Origin of the sequence: Salibaculum griseiflavum, assembly GCF_003129565.1 — a bacterium.
In the GTDB taxonomy this organism is placed as follows: domain Bacteria; phylum Pseudomonadota; class Alphaproteobacteria; order Rhodobacterales; family Rhodobacteraceae; genus Salibaculum; species Salibaculum griseiflavum.
Window position 1 is genome coordinate 149,297 of record NZ_QETF01000003.1, and the last position, 15,496, is coordinate 164,792.

14 protein-coding genes are annotated in these 15,496 nt (G+C 63.2%); 4 read left to right on the forward strand and 10 right to left on the reverse strand.

The window, feature by feature from the left end:
* Positions 1-30: 30 nt before the first annotated feature.
* The 5 genes from DFK10_RS04205 to DFK10_RS04225 form a co-directional block, all read right to left on the reverse strand.
* Complete coding sequence (locus DFK10_RS04205; RefSeq protein WP_109386907.1) at positions 31-1,119, reverse strand: ABC transporter ATP-binding protein; 1,089 nt, start codon at positions 1,117-1,119, stop codon at positions 31-33.
* Between the two features lie 24 nt (positions 1,120-1,143).
* The gene (locus DFK10_RS04210) at positions 1,144-2,805 is read right to left on the reverse strand and encodes an alpha-glucosidase (protein ID WP_217810054.1); all 1,662 of its coding nucleotides are present in this window, start codon (positions 2,803-2,805) and stop codon (positions 1,144-1,146) included.
* Between the two features lie 32 nt (positions 2,806-2,837).
* The gene (locus DFK10_RS04215) at positions 2,838-3,989 is read right to left on the reverse strand and encodes a carbohydrate ABC transporter permease (protein ID WP_109386909.1); all 1,152 of its coding nucleotides are present in this window, start codon (positions 3,987-3,989) and stop codon (positions 2,838-2,840) included.
* Complete coding sequence (locus DFK10_RS04220) at positions 3,989-5,221, reverse strand: carbohydrate ABC transporter permease (RefSeq protein ID WP_109386911.1); 1,233 nt, start codon at positions 5,219-5,221, stop codon at positions 3,989-3,991. The genes DFK10_RS04215 and DFK10_RS04220 overlap by 1 nt, the downstream gene beginning before the upstream one ends.
* Before the next feature lie 97 nt (positions 5,222-5,318).
* Entirely contained in the window at positions 5,319-6,671 is a 1,353-nt protein-coding gene (locus tag DFK10_RS04225; protein ID WP_109386913.1) for an ABC transporter substrate-binding protein, read from the reverse strand.
* A 256-nt stretch (positions 6,672-6,927) separates the two neighbouring features.
* Between DFK10_RS04225 and DFK10_RS04230 the strand changes: the two genes are divergently transcribed.
* The gene (locus DFK10_RS04230) at positions 6,928-7,956 is read left to right on the forward strand and encodes a LacI family DNA-binding transcriptional regulator (RefSeq protein ID WP_109386915.1); all 1,029 of its coding nucleotides are present in this window, start codon (positions 6,928-6,930) and stop codon (positions 7,954-7,956) included.
* An 8-nt stretch (positions 7,957-7,964) separates the two neighbouring features.
* Positions 7,965-9,290, forward strand: coding sequence for a GH1 family beta-glucosidase (locus DFK10_RS04235; RefSeq protein WP_109386917.1), 1,326 nt, complete (start codon positions 7,965-7,967; stop codon positions 9,288-9,290).
* Here the strand turns inward: DFK10_RS04235 and DFK10_RS04240 are convergent.
* From DFK10_RS04240 to DFK10_RS04260, 5 genes are all read right to left on the reverse strand, one after another.
* Positions 9,287-10,123 carry a fumarylacetoacetate hydrolase family protein gene (locus tag DFK10_RS04240; RefSeq protein WP_109386919.1) on the reverse strand — a complete coding sequence of 279 codons (837 nt, stop codon included), beginning with the start codon at positions 10,121-10,123 and terminating at the stop codon, positions 9,287-9,289. The genes DFK10_RS04235 and DFK10_RS04240 overlap by 4 nt on opposite strands.
* A gap of 11 nt (positions 10,124-10,134) precedes the next feature.
* On the reverse strand, positions 10,135-10,869 hold the full coding sequence (locus DFK10_RS04245; RefSeq protein WP_109386921.1) for an SDR family oxidoreductase: 735 nt from the start codon (positions 10,867-10,869) through the stop codon (positions 10,135-10,137).
* A gap of 61 nt (positions 10,870-10,930) precedes the next feature.
* Positions 10,931-11,959, reverse strand: a complete 1,029-nt coding sequence (locus DFK10_RS04250; protein ID WP_109386923.1) for an ABC transporter substrate-binding protein — start codon at positions 11,957-11,959, stop codon at positions 10,931-10,933.
* Positions 11,929-13,311, reverse strand: a complete 1,383-nt coding sequence (locus tag DFK10_RS04255) for a sensor histidine kinase (protein ID WP_109386925.1) — start codon at positions 13,309-13,311, stop codon at positions 11,929-11,931. Before DFK10_RS04255 ends, DFK10_RS04250 begins: the two co-directional genes overlap by 31 nt.
* The gene (locus tag DFK10_RS04260) at positions 13,308-13,973 is read right to left on the reverse strand and encodes a response regulator transcription factor (protein WP_109386927.1); all 666 of its coding nucleotides are present in this window, start codon (positions 13,971-13,973) and stop codon (positions 13,308-13,310) included. Before DFK10_RS04260 ends, DFK10_RS04255 begins: the two co-directional genes overlap by 4 nt.
* Before the next feature lie 113 nt (positions 13,974-14,086).
* On the opposite strand from DFK10_RS04260, the gene DFK10_RS04265 reads away from it, so the two are divergent.
* Both DFK10_RS04265 and DFK10_RS04270 read left to right on the forward strand, forming a co-directional pair.
* Complete coding sequence (locus tag DFK10_RS04265) at positions 14,087-15,049, forward strand: Bug family tripartite tricarboxylate transporter substrate binding protein (protein WP_109386929.1); 963 nt, start codon at positions 14,087-14,089, stop codon at positions 15,047-15,049.
* Entirely contained in the window at positions 15,049-15,492 is a 444-nt protein-coding gene (locus tag DFK10_RS04270; RefSeq protein WP_109386931.1) for a tripartite tricarboxylate transporter TctB family protein, read from the forward strand. The genes DFK10_RS04265 and DFK10_RS04270 overlap by 1 nt, the downstream gene beginning before the upstream one ends.
* The last annotated feature ends 4 nt before the right edge of the window (positions 15,493-15,496 follow it).

Consider the following 15,496-nt stretch of genomic DNA (forward strand, 5'->3'; position numbering starts at 1 on the left):
CGGGCCTGGCCCTTGTGACTCGCGATGGCCCTAGCGGTAGTAGAGCGATTTGCCGTTGTGAAAGACCTGCACCTTGGCAGGATCGGCGGTCAGGCGCACGGTCTGGCCGCGCACATCGGCATGGATACCGGGAAGTTTGGCGATCACCGGTTCCGCATCACCTTCAGGGTTGAAATAGAGCAACGTCACTTCGCCCAGCGCCTCGGTGATGTTCACCTTCCCTTCGTAGACGTAATCGCCCTCGGTCTCGATGAAATCCTCTGGCCGGACGCCGACATTGACCTTCAGCCCCTTGTCCGCGTCCTGCGTGGGCACGTCCGAAACCGCCGTGCCGCCACCGGCCAGCGTGATCGTGGTCTGCTTGCCGGTGCCAGTGATCTCGCCCGGCAAAAGGTTCATGGACGGCGAGCCGATGAACTGGGCCACGAACTCGTTTTCGGGACGCTCATAGAGCTCCAGCGGTGTGCCAACCTGTGCGATGCCTTTGTTCGCCAGAACCACGATGCGGCTGGCAAGGGTCATGGCCTCGACCTGGTCGTGGGTCACGTAGATCATGGTGGAATCGGGCATGGATTCCTTGAGCTGCGCGATCTCGATCCGGGTGGCGACCCGCAACGCGGCGTCGAGGTTCGAAAGCGGCTCATCGAAAAGATAGACCTTGGGGTCGCGGACGATGGACCGGCCGATTGCAACACGCTGGCGCTGACCACCGGACAGGGCCTTCGGCAGGCGGTCCAGATAGGGTTCCAGTTGCAGGATCTTGGCCGCCTTGTCGACGGCGGCGTCAATCTCCTCCGGCGTCTTCTTGGCCAGTTTCAGCGCAAAGGACATGTTATCGCGCACGGTCATGTGCGGATAAAGCGCGTAGGACTGGAACACCATGGCGATCCCGCGCTGGGCGGGGGGCACATCGTTGACGATTTGCCCGTCGATCTCCAGCGTGCCACCCGTGATCTGTTCCAGCCCGGCGATCATGCGCAGCAGAGTGGATTTGCCACAGCCCGACGGGCCGACAAATACGATCAGCTCGCCCTTCTTGATGTCGAGATTGATGTCCTTGAGCACCTCGACGGTGCCGCCATAGGTCTTTTCGACATTCTCCAGCTTCAGGTCCGCCATCTGGCCCCTCCCCTTTTCTTTTTTCTAGCCGGACGCGCGGACAGCGAAACAGGGCTGCCACGGTCCGAGGTGCAGTTTGTTATCCGCCGAGACATGCGCCCCGCCCAGTTCCTCTCCGATCGGCGTCCATTTGCCCTTGGGCAGGGACATTTCCGACGGGGTATCGCTGAGGTTGAAGGCACAGAAGATCACCTCGTCGCCTTGGCTGCGGGTGAAATGAACCACGTCGCCTGCAACCTTGACCCCGTCATGATCCCCCTTGGACAGCGCCGGATGGGCATGACGGAACGCGATTGCGCGGCGGTAGTGGTGGATCAAGGCGCCGGGGTCCTCCTCCTGGACGGCGACGGCGCGATGAATGTGGTCGTGACTGACCGGAAGCCAGGTCTGCGGCGCGCTGGAAAACCCGCCATGCAGGTTCGACGGCTCCCAGGCCATCGGCGTCCGGCAGCCGTCGCGGCCCTTGAACTCGGGCCAGAACTCGATGCCATAGGGGTCTTGCAGATCCTCGAAGGCGACATCTGCCTCGGGCAGGCCAAGTTCTTCGCCCTGGTAAAGACAAACCGAGCCACGCAGGCACATGATCAGCGAGGTGAAGGCGCGCTGCGCCGCCGGGGTGAGGTTCCAACGGGTCGCGTGGCGCATCACGTCGTGATTGGAAAAGGCCCAGCAGGCCCAGCCATCGGCGGCCACCTCGTCGACGCGGCCCATGACATCGGCGATGCGTTCGGGCGTGGGCAGGTCCTTGGCCAGGAATTCGAAGGCATAGCACATCTGCATCAGGTCGTTGCCGGCCGTGTATTCGCCCATGATCTCAAGGCCGCGCTGGGCATCGCCCACCTCGCCCACGGCGGCGGCGTTGAACGGGGTCATGACCCGGCGCAGCTTGCGCAGGAAATCCAGGTTTTCCGGCTGGTTCTTCGAATACAGGTGTTCCTGGTGATTATAGGGGTTCACGCTGGGCGCGATGTTGGCGTTGCGCTGGTCCGCCGGCAGGGGCGGATTGTCGCGCAACTGGGCGTCGTGGACGTAGAAGTTGATGGTATCCAGGCGGAACCCGTCCACCCCGCGATGCAGCCAGAAACGCGCGACGTCCAGGAGGGCCTCCTGCACTTCCGGTTCATGGAAATTCAGGTCGGGCTGCGAGGTCAGGAAGTTATGCAGGTAATACTGCTCTCGCCGCGGGTCCCATTGCCACGCCGATCCGCCAAAGATCGACAGCCAGTTGTTGGGCGGCGTGCCGTCGGGCTTTGCGTCGGCCCAGACATACCAGTTGGCCTTGTCGTTGTCGCGGCTGGCGCGGCTTGCCGCGAACCAGGGATGCTGGTCACTGGTATGGCTCAGGACAAGATCGATCATCACCTTCAGCCCCAGCCCGTGGGCAGTTTCGACCACCGCGTCGAAATCCGCCAGGGTGCCGAACATCGGATCGACGTCGCAATAGTCGCTGACGTCATAACCGAAGTCCTTCATCGGCGAGGTGAAGAAGGGCGAAATCCAGATCGCATCGACCCCGAGCGAGGCGATGTAGGGCAGCCGCTGAACGATGCCGGACAGGTCCCCGATACCGTCGCCATTGCTGTCCTGGAAGCTGCGCGGGTAGATCTGGTAGATCACCGCGCCACGCCACCAATCCTGTTCCTTGTGCAGCACCTTTCCGGGCACCAGCGCCTCCAGTTTCGTCATCGAAGTCTTGTCTTTCCTTATTGAGGTCGCGTCTACTTGACCGATCCGGCCAGCATGCCGCGCACCAGGTATTTCTGCATCGCGAAGAACACCACAAGCGGCACCGCGATCGACACGAAGGCCGCCGTCGCGAGGATTTCCCAATTGCCGCCGCGCGTGCCCAGAAGTTCGACGATCTGGTTGGTCATGACGGTGGTTTCACCTGTCGCGTCGATCAGGAACACCTTGGCCACCAGCAGGTCGTTCCAGGTCCACAGGAACTGGAAGATCGCGAACGACGCCAGTGCGGGGAAGCTGAGCGGCAGGATGATCTTGGTGAAGATCTGAAACTCCGTCGCCCCGTCCACGCGGGCGTTCTCGATGATGTCACGCGGCAGGCCGACCATGTAGTTGCGCAAGAGGTAGATCGCCAATGGCAACCCGAAGCCGGTATGCGCCAGCCAGACACCAAGATAGCCCTTGCCGATTCCGATCCCGAGATGCAGCCGCAAAAGCGGAATGAGCGCCAGTTGCAGCGGCACCACCAGAAGGCCCACCACCATAGCGATCAGGAGCGCGCGGCCGGGGAAGTCCATCCAGGCGAGCGCATAGGCCGCAAAGGCCGCCACGACGATCGGGATGATCGTGGCCGGGATGGTCACGGTCAGCGTGTTGAAGAACGCCTTGGCCATGCTGTCGGTCCGGTCTCCGGACAGCAGGACCTGTTCATAGTTCGCAAGGGTGAATTCCGGCGGGGCCTCGGCGGTGACGAAAATTCGCTGACCGCGCCCCGAGATCTGCTCGTCCGTGCCGCGCCATTCGTAATCCCCATTGGCGGCGACGGTCATCGACTCGCCTTCGCCCATATCGGCGGTTTCGCCCGCAACATAGGCGTCGATCGCACGCGACGAGGTGCCCCAGACACTGATCACCTTTTCCGATCCGTCTTCGAACAGGTTGCCCGACACCACGAACATGTCACCATCGGCAACGCGGTTTTCGTCGGGGTCCGCTGCGCGCAGCACCTCGTTCTGTTCGGCCGCGGACAGCGAGGCCCACCAACCCGAGGAATTGATCTGGTCCACCGTCCGGAAGGACGACACGAACAGCCCAACGGTCGGGAAGATCCACAGCAGCACCAGCGCCAGCGTGGCAATATGAACCGCCCATGTCAGGCTCGACTTGGTTCCAGCGATATTGTCCATCAGCGCATCTCCTTGCGGGCGTTGTAGACGTTCCAGATCAGGATCGGGCTGACCAGCAGCATGATGATGATGGCGCTGGCCGATCCGACACCCCAGTCATTGGCCCGGAACAGCTTGTCGAACATGTAGTTGGCCAGAACCTGGGTTTCCCACTGGCCGTTGGTCATGGCGAAGACGATGTCGAAGATCTTGAGCACGACCAGCGTGATCGTCGTCCAGACCACCACGATAGTCCCCATGATCTGCGGCACCTTGATCTGGAAGAAGACCTCGAACGGGTTGGCACCATCCACGATGGCGGCTTCGACGGTTTCCTCGGGGATGCCGCGCAGGGCGGCGGACAGGATCACCATGGCGAACCCGGTCTGGATCCAGATCAGCACGACCATCAGGAAGAAGTTGTTGTAGAACGGAATGGTCAGCCATTGCTGCGGCTCGCCATAGGGCAGTTGCGCGCTGAACAGCTGAACGATCTGCCACAGCGAGGTCACGACCAGATAGGCCGCGCCGGCCGCACCCGCGAGGCGCAGAACGGTGCCGAAAGTGCTGTAGGACGACCCCTGGCCCAGGAACGGTTTCAGCAGGATGTAGGCCACGTAGGCCACGATCCCGGCAAACCCGAGCATCATCACAGCCGGCAGCAGCTTGAGCACCAGGAAGCTGCCGGTGCCGCCCTCGAATTGCAGCCAGACGGCATTCAGCACACCGATCTGCGCCTGGTCGGCAGGACGGGCGACATAGATCAGGCGGAAGATGACCGAGGCGCCGACAAAGGAAATCGCCATGGGCATGAAAATGATGGACTTGGCCACCGCACCCCACTTGATGCGGTCGGTCAGCTGCGCGGCCAGAAGGCCGAACGCGGTCGAGGCGGCGGGCACCACGACAAGCCACAGCATGTTGTTGCGCATGGCTTCCCAGAACTTGGTTTCGGAAAACATCTGCTGATAATTCGCGAAGCCCACGAAGGCACCGTCCTGCGAACGATCGGTCAGCGACAGGCGAAGGGTTTCGACCACGGGATAGGCAAGATAGAGGCCCAGCGCGAAAATCGCGGGAAACAGGAAAAGCCAGGGGCGCACCATGTTCGCCCGGTTGATGTTCTGGCCCGCCTTCGGCCCCCTGGCCGGAAAGATGACCTTATCGAGCAGCTGGTTGGAGAAATAGAAATACCCCAGGCAGCCGCCGACCCCGATCAGGATCGTGATGAGTCCCTGTAGTGCTGGTGACATGTGCCCCTCCCTGACACGCCGTGCGCGGCGTCGCGGTTCTTGGGGACAGCCCGGCACCGGGCCGGACTGTCCGATCTTTCAGGTGCGATGAGTGCGCTTACTTCAGCGCGTCCCAGCTGTCCTGGATTTCCGAGGCCACCGCTTCGGCATCCGCGCCACCGACATAGTCGACCATGCCAGTCCAGAACGATCCGGCACCAACACCGCCCGGCATCAGGTCGGAAGCGTCGAAGCGGAACGTCGTCGCCCCGGTCAGGATTTCACCCTGTCCACGCTGGGTATCGTTGCTGTAGTTATCCGGGTTGGCACCGAGATGGGGTGTAAGGAACCCGTCCTGAGCCATCATGATCTCGTGGGCGAACGGTGTCTTGAGGAACTCGAGAAACTCATCGACACCGGGCGCGGGATTGGTGATGGCGAAGAGCGTGCCCGCACCGAGAACCGGCCTACCGAGATCTGCTTCCTCGTAAGCGGGGAAATAGAAGAAGTCGGCGTCCTGCCCCAGAACCGTCCCCTCCGGGAAATAGGCCGGAATGAACGATGCCTGGCGGTGCATGTAGCACTGCGGCGGGCTGTCGAAGAGACCAGCGGGGCTATCGCGGAAATCGGTCGAGGCAACGGCCGCCGCACCGCCAGCGACATAGTCGTCATTGCGAGCGAAGTGACCGAATTCCTCGATCGCGTTCACGACCGGCTCGGAGTCGAACGGAATCTCGTTCTCGACCCACTGGTCGTAGACCGAGGGTTCCTGCGTGCGCAGCATCAGGTCTTCAACCCAGTCGGTGGCGGGCCAGCCGGTCGCACCGCCCGATCCCAGGCCGATGCACCACGGGGTTTCCCCGTCGGCCACGATCTGGTCGGTCAGCGCCTTCAGCTCTTCCATGGTTTCCGGCACTTCGTAGCCGGCATCCTCGAAGTTCTCGGGAATATACCAGACCAGCGACTTCACGTTGACGTTGAAGAAGAACCCGTAGAGATCCTCGTTGCCATCGGGTCCCGCATATGTGCCCAGGTCGATCCAGGACTGACCTGCCGCGTAGTTCTCGCTCAGCCACTCGGACGTGCCATCGGGCACCGGCGACAGGAAGCCGCGTCCGGCCATGTTCGCTGCAAGACCCGGCTGCGGGAAGACCGTCAGGTTGGGCGCCGAGCCGGCCTCGGCGTCAATCACGATCTGCTGCTCAAGCGAGTCGGAACCGACATAGCTCACGCTCGCACCGGTCGCGTCCTCGAAATACGCAATCATGTTTTCAAAGGCATCACCTTCGCCAGCCAGCCAAGGGCCGAAGATCGTGATCTCTTGGCCGGTCAGGTCATATTGCGCGGCGAACTCTTCCAGCGACCCCCACGAAAAATCACCCTCGCCAGGCTCAAAAAGAAAGTCTTGAGCGGAAACAGCTCCCGCCGTGAGCGCGAGCGTCGCCACACCTGAAAGCAAAGTCTTTTTCATTTTCATCCTCCCGATTGCGCGCCATGCGCGCGGAATTGCAGTCATCAACAAGCCTTGTGACGGCCTAACGACTCGCCCCAAAGCGCTTTGAGTTTCATAGCCATGAAGCAAAGAATGCACCCTGTCAACGCTGCAGTCGCAGCATGAATAATTCTGCGATTGCGCGGTATCCTTCGGTTTTTTCATTGATTTTTGGCGCGGCTCGGGAAAGGATGCACGACAGCCTGAAATCTCAAAGCGTTTTAAAATCTGCCTCATGAACCTCAAGGAACTCTCTGCCAAGCTGAACCTCTCGCAGACCACTGTGAGCCGGGCGCTGAATGGCTATCCCGAGGTCAAGGAGGAAACCCGCAGGCGCGTTCTGGATGCGGCGGAACGCTACAATTACCTGCCGAATGCACGCGCGAAGGGGCTGGCCACAGGGCGGTCCCACGCGATCGGCCATGTCATCCCGATCTCGTCCAAGCACGAGATGGTCAACCCGATCTTCGGCGATTTCATCGCCGGCGCGGGCGAAACCTATTCGAAATGCGGCTACGAGATGCTGATTTCGGTCGTCGAGGACGAACAGGCCGAAGAAGCCTACCGGTCGCTCAAGCGGCGCGGGGTTGTCGATGGCGTGATCGTGCATGGCCCCCGCCAGGACGATCCGCGCATTCCCCTGCTGCAGGACCTTGACCTGCCCTTTGTCGTGCATGGCCGTGCATCGGGGCTTGCCCCGGACTATTCCTGGCTTGATGTGAACAATCGGCGGTCGTTCCAGAGGGCGACCGAGTTTCTTCTTGATCTCGGCCATCGGCGCATCGCGCTGCTCAACGGGCTCGAAGCCATGGACTTTGCCGCGCGGCGCCGGGCAGGATACGAACTGGCGCTGACGGAGCGGGGCATCAACCCCGATCCCGGTTTCGAGATCAGTGGTGAGATGACCGAAGCCATGGGTTATCGCGGCGCGCTAGAGCTTCTGGACCGGCCGATGCCGCCAACGGCGTTCCTGGTGTCGTCGATGATCAGTGCCCTCGGGGTGCGCCGCGCCCTGGAAGAACGCGGGCTACGGATGGGCGCGGATGTTTCCGTGATCACCCATGATGACGCGCTGTCGTATTTCACAACCGGCGCGGATGTGCCGCTTTTCACCTCGACACGCTCTTCGGTACGCGATGCGGGTCGACAAGTGGCGCAAATGCTGATCGACAGGATCAGCATGCCGGATGCTCCGCCCCAGCAGGTCCTGCTGGAAGCCGAATTGATGGTGGGCCGCTCGACCGGACCGGCCCCAGCCGATTGAGGAAGATCATGGAATTCAACCGCTCCGACTTTCCCGAGGATTTCCTTTTCGGGGCCGCCACGGCCGCCTACCAGATCGAGGGGTCCGCCCATGGCGGCGCAGGCTCCTGCCATTGGGACAGTTTCGCCCAGGTGCCAGGCAACGTGATCGGCGCCGAAGATGGCAGCCGCGCCTGCGACCATTACCTGCTTTGGCAGGACGACCTTGACCTGCTGCGCGACGGTGGCATGGATGCCTATCGCTTTTCGACCTCCTGGCCGCGGGTTCTGCCCGAGGGGCGCGGCGCGGTGAATGCCGAAGGTCTGGATTTCTACGATCGGCTTGTCGACGGGATGCTGGAACGCGGGCTCAAGCCGTTCCAGACTCTGTATCACTGGGAAATGCCCTCGGCCCTCGCCGACCTTGGGGGCTGGGCCAACCCGGACGTGCACAAATGGTTCGCCGATTTCGTTCAAATCATTACCCGCAAGATTGGCGACCGCGTGCACGCCACCGCAACGATAAACGAGCCGTGGTGCGTGTCCTTCCTGTCGCATTTCCTGGGCCACCACGCGCCGGGCCTGCGCGATATCCGTGCCGCCGCCCGGGCGATGCACCATGTGCTCAAGGCGCATGGGGCCGCGATGGAGGTTCTGCGCGCAGAGGGCCTCGAGAATTCCGGAATCGTGCTGAATTTCGAGGCCAGTGCCCCGGTGGACGGCGCCCCCGAGAACATCGCTGCCGCCGCGCGGCAGGACGCGATCTTCAATCGCTGGTTCATCGAGGCGATCACGCAAGGCAGCTACCCGGAAGAGGCGATGGAAGGCTTTGCCCCACACATGCCGGCGGGCTGGCAGGACGACATGGCGCTGATCGGACAGCCGCTGGATTGGCTGGGCGTCAACTATTACACGCGCGGACTTCTGCGCGCGGCGCCGGACATGGCCTGGCCGTCCGTCGAACCTGTCGAGGGTCCGCTGCCCAAAACCCAAATGGGTTGGGAAATCCATCCACAAGGCCTGCGCGACATCCTGGTCCGACTGTCGCGCGATTACGTGGGTGACCTGCCCATGTACGTGACCGAGAACGGCATGGCCTGGGACGACCGCGTGGAAAACGGAACTGTCTACGACCCGGCGCGGGTCAGTTTCGTGTCCGACCATGTGCGCGCGATCGCCGAGGCCATGGAGCAAGGCGCGAACATGAAGGGCTTCTTCTACTGGTCACTGCTGGACAATTACGAATGGGCCTTCGGCTACGAGAAACGCTTCGGCATGGTGCACGTGGACTACGACACCATGAAGAGGACGCCGAAAACATCATATCATGAATTCGCCCAGGCGCTGGCGCGTTAGCGGACCTCCTGGCGCTGGGTGCCCAACCCTTCGACCGTGAGTTCCATCACGTCGCCGGACCGCAGGAAGCGTTGCGGCCGCTGGCCCATGCCGACGCCCGAGGGCGTCCCGGTGGCGATGATGTCGCCGGGTTGCAGGATCATGAACTGGCTCAGGTGACTAATGATCCGCGCGACGGAAAAGATCATGTCCGCAGTGGTCGAGTCCTGCATGACCTCGCCGTTGAGCGTCAGGCTCAGCCCCAAAGCCTGTGGATCGGGAACCTCGTCAGCCGAGACCAGCCAAGGCCCGACCGGCCCGAATGTCGGCGCCGACTTGCCCTTGATCCACTGGCCGCCCCGGTCCATCTGGAAACTGCGTTCGGACACGTCATTGACGACGCAATAGCCCGAGACATGAGACAAAGCCTCGGCCTCGCTGACATAGGAGGCCTCTCGCCCGATCACGACGCCCAGCTCAACCTCCCAATCGGTCTTGTGACTGCCCCTGGGAATGAACACCGGATCATTCGGCCCGGAAAGAGCGGAGCTTGCCTTGGAAAAAAGGATCGGTTCGTCAGGTGCGTCGAGCCCGGACTCCGCGGCGTGTTTGGCGTAGTTCAAACCGATGCAGAAGAAGTTCGGCACATGCGCCAGACAGGCCCCAATGCGGCCGGGTTCCGCGACCAACGGGAGTGTCTCGGCGTCTATCGCGGCCAGTTCGGCCAGCGCCTCGTTCGAGACGGTCGGTCCGGCAAAATCCATGACCACATCGCTCAGGTCACGGATCCGTCCTTCACCATCCAGAAGGCCGGGCCGTTCAGCGCCGAGTTCTCCGAAACGCAGAAATTTCATCACAGTCTCCTTCAGCCACGCCCGATATAGGGCATCTTCGTCGCCATGACGGTCATGAATTGCACATTGGCCTCCAGCGGCAGCCCGGCCATGTGCAGCACCGAATCCGCCACATGGGCAACGTCCATCACCGGCTCGGGCGCTACCGTGCCGTCGGCCTGGGGCACCCCGTCGGCCATGCGCGCTGTGATCTCTGTCAGGGCGTTGCCGATATCGATCTGGCCGCACGCGATGTTGAACGGCCGCCCATCCAGCGAGATCGACCGCGTCAGGCCGGTGATCCCGTGTTTCGACGCGGTATAGGGCGCAGAGCCCCAGCGCGGCACATGGGCCGAGACCGAGCCATTGTTGATGATCCGCCCGCCTTGCGGATCTTGAGCACGCATCCGGGCAAAGGCCGCGCGGGCGCAGATGAAGGCCCCTGTCAGGTTGATGTCGATGCAGCGCCGCCAATCCTCCACGGATACGGCGTCGATCGTCGCGCCCAGTGCAGAGACGCCAGCGTTGTTGAACAAGGCGTCGAGCCGGCCCCACGCGCCAACCACCTTGTCGAACGCGCTGTCCACAGCGTTCTCATCGGTCACGTCGCAGGGCAGCACCAGCGCCCCGTCATAGCCTTCGGCCACCTCTTCCAGCAGGTCGGCACGACGGCCAATCAGCCCGACATGCCAGCCCTCGGCAAGAAATGCCTCGGCACATGCGCGCCCGATCCCCTGCCCGGCCCCGGTGATGATGATGGTCCGCATGGCCTCTCCCTCCTGGTTCATCGCGAGACCTAGCCCCGCAGACAGGCGAACACAAATCCGCTCAGGGCCGGGTGACGGCGGCCGCCCATTCCTGAAGAAACCGGTCGCGCATCAGCGGGTCGATGAACACCAACAGCCCGGTATCCAGCCGGATCGGGCGTTGGTGCGGGTTGGTCGTCAGTGCCCGTCCGTCGATTCGTGGCAGCCGCGCGTCCCGGTCGAGCGCCGTCTGCCCCGCCTCGGACAGAAGGAAATCGAGGAACCGCCCGCCAAGTTCCGGCTGGTCCGCACTGGCTGGCACGAGGGCGGTGCGCAGCAGCACGTGGGTGAAGTCGCGCAACTCGACCACGGCGCCCGCATCGCCGATCGACAACCCCCCGGCGACGTAGCTGCCCAGCACATTGTAGGCCGCAACGATGTCGCCGGATTCCAGGTCACGTATCATTGCCCCGGTGGATGCATAGAGCCGGGGCGACAGCGACCCCATGACCTCGGCCAGGCGCCAGAAACTGTCGGATTGGCGCGCATCCTGCGTGGCGAACAGGTAGCCCGCCCCGGAGCGCGCCGGATCATAGGTCCCGATGCGACCTTCGAACAGGGCGGGCCGGTCCCGCATGATTTCGATCAGACCGGACCGATCCTGCGGCAACGGCCGGTTTCCGAAGGCATCGCGGCGCAGCAGAAGCACCACGGGTTCCTGTGAAAAGGCGAACAGGTGCTCGCGCCAGACCGCCCAATCGGGCAACGCCTCGACCTCTTGCGACCCATGGGCACGCGCCAGCCCGTCATTGGCCAGTTTCATCTGCAGGTCCATGGCCGAGGAAACAACGAGATCGAACCGCGCGGCATCCTCGGCAATGGCCTGATAGACCTGCCGGGTCGAGCTGACGGTGTAATGCACGCTGACCTCCGGGTTGCGCGCCTGGAAGGCGGCGATGACCGGCTCGAAGACGACCGTGTCCGTCGTCGAGAGGATCGACACGACGGGCCCATCTGACTGCGCCTCGAACAGCCGTTCCTCCTCGATCTCGAAGGCGGCGGCGAGACCGGCCCAGAGGCTCAGGCCAATGGCAATGACAAGATGGCGCATGCGCCCTTTCCTTCCCTGTTCTCGATCCGGAACGAGCCCGACAACGCCCGCGCCACTTCCCGCACAATGGTCAAGCCCAACCCCGACCCCACAACATCCGATACGTTGCTGCCGCGTGCAAACCGCCGTGTCAGATCGCGGCCCTGCATTGTGCCCAGCCCGCGGCCACGGTCGAGGATGGCGAGCGTGGCCGTGCCGCCGTCGACGGTCAGGCGCAGTTCAATCGCGTCATCCCCGTCCGAATACTTGATCGCGTTGTCGACCAGATTGCGGACCGCGCTTTCCAGAAGCAGCCGGTCGGCATGGATGGGCACCGGGCCATCGGGCACCGACAACTCGAAATGCAGGTCTTTCAGCTCGGCGGTCGGCTCGGCGGCGCGCATCACGTCGGCCATGACCGCGCGCAGATCCAGGTCCTCCTCGGCCCGTTGATCGGTGCGATAGGCAACGGTCGCATGGTCCAGCAGCTGCCCGGCAGAGCGCGAGCTGTCATCGGCGGCACGCAGGATCTCGCGCAGGCGGGCAAGCACTTCCTGTTCCTCCGAGATGCGCTGCGCGATCTCTGCATGTGTGCGCAGCGTGGCCAATGGCGTGCGGATATGATGAGCGGCCTCGGCGATGAAGGTCTCGGTGCGGGACAGCGCCGCCGTAAGCCGCGCCATGAGGCCGTTGAGCGCCGAAACCAGAGGCGCGAGTTCCTCGGGCACCGGGCGTGTCACCGCGCGGAGATCCTGCGGCCCGCGCCGTCCGACAGCCTCGGCCAGGGAATTGACCGGCCCGACCACCGCCTGTGCCGTCAGCAGCGCCAGCACGGCGGACAGGAAAAAGAAGCCCATGCCCAGCGCCGCGGCCCGGTTCGACATTCGGCTGATGATCATCTCTTGCCCGGTCCGCGTCTGACCCACGATGACCTGAACCCGGCGTGGCGTGCCCTCCACCAGGACAGAACGGCCGACCGCGGCGAGCCGGATCGGATCGCCCTGGTAGTCGCGGGAATAGAAGACCGGTTCCAGCCCGGTCAGTTCCGCAACCGGCATCGGCAGGTCGCCATAGCCCGTCACCGTGTCTTCGCCCACGAGGATGCGATAGAAAATCCGGTCTTCTCCACTGCTTCCCAGCATAGAAAAGGCTGCGTAGGGAATCTCGATGGCCACGCCCTCTTCGCCCCCGCGCAGTTCCTCGGCAATGGCGATGGTGGCCGCACCGAGGATGCTGTCCTGCGAAGCCTGCACCGAGGCCGATGCAATGGCGCGCACCGAGATGAACAGCAGAAGCGACAGCAAGGCCGCCGCCAGAAGCAGCAAGACGACAAGGCGTTGCCGAATCGACTTGAACCGCAAGGGCACCTTCATTGGGCAGTCAGCCGGTAGCCGACCCCCCGGACGGTTTCGATCCGGGCCTGACTGCCCTCCAGCTTGCGCCGGAGCCGCCCGACATAGACCTCGATCGCGTTGTCGCTGACCGACTCGGCGGCCGAGAACAACCGGTCGCACAGCTGGTCCTTCGAATAGATCCGGTCGGGGGCCGAAAAGAAAATCTCCAGCAGGCGCAGCTCGCGGTTGCGCAACTCGCGGGTCTCATCACCCAACCGAACGGTCGCGGTCAGCGGATCGAAGACGAGGTCCGCGAAACTGCGTTCGGTGCTGGCCGCCCCGTCACGGCGCCGCAGAACCGCCCGCGCCCTTGCGCCCAACTCGTTGAAATCAAATGGTTTCGTAAGGTAATCATCGGCGCCCGTATCCAGCATGGCGATGCGTTCACTGACCTCTGACCGGGCCGTCATCACGATGACCGGTGTGTCGCGGTTGGCAGCGCGATGGGTGCGCAGAAAGTCTCGCCCATCGCCATCGGGCAGCATGATATCCAGCAGGATCAGGTCATAGGTCGCCACGGCCAGGTGATCCTCGGCCGCCGCAAGCGACCCGGCCAGATCGACAGCGTGCCCGTCCAGGGACAGGCGCGCGGCGACGCTTCGGGCCAGATCGGCATTGTCCTCGATCAGAAGGAATTTCATGTGACGGGTCCGTTTGACAGGTTGGTGTCAGGTTGAGCGCAAAAGAGTTGGTCTGGCAAGCAACGGGCAGGGAGGCCCGGGGCTGAGCCTTGACCCCAAGGGAGGAAAAACCAATGAAACTCTTTTCCGCGAAGGCGGTCGCCACGACCGCCGTCATGATGGTCGGCAGCAGTGCCATGGCCGCCGAATGTATCGCCCCCGCCAATCCCGGCGGCGGCTGGGATTTCACCTGTCGCCAGGTCGGCAAGCTGCTCTATGATCTGGGCGAAGTCGACCAGCCGGTGCAGATCACGAACATGGCCGGCGCCGGTGGTGGCCTGGCCTTCGCCCATACCGTGGCCGAACGCAGCGATGATGCCGAGCTGATCGTCGCCGCCTCGTCGGCGACCACCACCCGCCTCGCTCAACAGGCCTATGGCGACGCGACCGCGGACCAGGTGCGCTGGGTTGGCGCGATCGGCGCCGATCCGGGGGTCATCGTCGTGGCGGCGGACAGCCCGATGCAGAATCTCGACGACATGGTCGAGGCGATCAAGGCCGATCCGGGGTCCGTTGCCTTTGCCGGGGGCTCTGCCGCCGGTGGTTTCGACCACATGAAACCACTGATGGTGCTTCAGTCCGGCGGTTTCAGTGACATCACCTCGGTGAAATATATCGGTGTCGACGGTGGCGCCGATGCGATCACCCAGACGGTCGGCGGCTTCACCCAGGCCATGACCGGCGATATGTCGGAAATCGTGGGCTTCCTGGAAAGCGGCGAAGTGCGGGCCCTGGCGGTCCTTACCGAGGAACGTGTTCCGGGATTCGAGGACATCCCGACGGCAATGGAACAGGGCTATGACGTGGTCGCGGTGAACTGGCGCGGCTTCTACGTGCCCAAGGACATCAGCGATGAGGACTTCGCGATGTGGGCCGACAAGATCCAGGCCGTCGCCGACAGCGACGAATGGGCCGAAGTCCGCCAGGCCAATGGTCTCGCCCCCTTCACCAAGGTCGGTCCCGACTTCCAGAACTGGGTCGACCAGGTGATCGCCGACACCGAAGAGCTGAGCCGCGAAATCGGTGTGATCGAGTGATGTTGAAAAGCGATCGCATCTTCGGTGTGGTCGTCGTTCTGGGGGCGTTTGCGTATATCGCGAGCGCCCTTCAGACCCCGACCAGCTTCATGTCCGACCCCGTCGGCCCCAAGACGTTTCCGGTGCTCCTGGGCGCCGTTGCCGGCCTGTGCGGGCTAATCATGGTCCTCAAACCGGACGAGGAACCCGACTGGCCGGATTTCGGTGCCGTCATCGCGCTGGCCATCTCGGTCGTGGTGCTGATCGGCTATGCCTACGCGCTCAAGCCTCTCGGCTTCCTGATCCCGACGGCCATCACCGCGGGAATCCTCAGCTATCAGATCACGCCACGTCCGCTGGCGTCTGCACTGACCGGGCTGGGCCTGTCCGTGGGGCTTTTTCTACTTTTCAAATACGTTCTCGGGTTGGGGCTGGTGCCGTTTCCCAAGGGCTGGTTCGGCTAGGGTG

Excerpts from the sequence above, each read along its gene's own strand:
- DFK10_RS04205 (WP_109386907.1), bottom strand. The coding sequence starts at position 1,119 with ATGGCGGACCTGAAGCTGGAGAATGTCGAAAAGACCTATGGCGGCACC.
- DFK10_RS04210 (WP_217810054.1), bottom strand. The coding sequence starts at position 2,805 with ATGACGAAACTGGAGGCGCTGGTGCCCGGAAAGGTGCTGCACAAGGAA.
- DFK10_RS04215 (WP_109386909.1), bottom strand. The coding sequence starts at position 3,989 with ATGGACAATATCGCTGGAACCAAGTCGAGCCTGACATGGGCGGTTCAT.
- DFK10_RS04220 (WP_109386911.1), bottom strand. The coding sequence starts at position 5,221 with ATGTCACCAGCACTACAGGGACTCATCACGATCCTGATCGGGGTCGGC.
- DFK10_RS04225 (WP_109386913.1), bottom strand. The coding sequence starts at position 6,671 with ATGAAAAAGACTTTGCTTTCAGGTGTGGCGACGCTCGCGCTCACGGCG.
- DFK10_RS04230 (WP_109386915.1), top strand. The coding sequence starts at position 6,928 with ATGAACCTCAAGGAACTCTCTGCCAAGCTGAACCTCTCGCAGACCACT.
- DFK10_RS04235 (WP_109386917.1), top strand. The coding sequence starts at position 7,965 with ATGGAATTCAACCGCTCCGACTTTCCCGAGGATTTCCTTTTCGGGGCC.
- DFK10_RS04240 (WP_109386919.1), bottom strand. The coding sequence starts at position 10,123 with ATGAAATTTCTGCGTTTCGGAGAACTCGGCGCTGAACGGCCCGGCCTT.
- DFK10_RS04245 (WP_109386921.1), bottom strand. The coding sequence starts at position 10,869 with ATGCGGACCATCATCATCACCGGGGCCGGGCAGGGGATCGGGCGCGCA.
- DFK10_RS04250 (WP_109386923.1), bottom strand. The coding sequence starts at position 11,959 with ATGCGCCATCTTGTCATTGCCATTGGCCTGAGCCTCTGGGCCGGTCTC.
- DFK10_RS04255 (WP_109386925.1), bottom strand. The coding sequence starts at position 13,311 with ATGAAGGTGCCCTTGCGGTTCAAGTCGATTCGGCAACGCCTTGTCGTC.
- DFK10_RS04260 (WP_109386927.1), bottom strand. The coding sequence starts at position 13,973 with ATGAAATTCCTTCTGATCGAGGACAATGCCGATCTGGCCCGAAGCGTC.
- DFK10_RS04265 (WP_109386929.1), top strand. The coding sequence starts at position 14,087 with ATGAAACTCTTTTCCGCGAAGGCGGTCGCCACGACCGCCGTCATGATG.
- DFK10_RS04270 (WP_109386931.1), top strand. The coding sequence starts at position 15,049 with ATGTTGAAAAGCGATCGCATCTTCGGTGTGGTCGTCGTTCTGGGGGCG.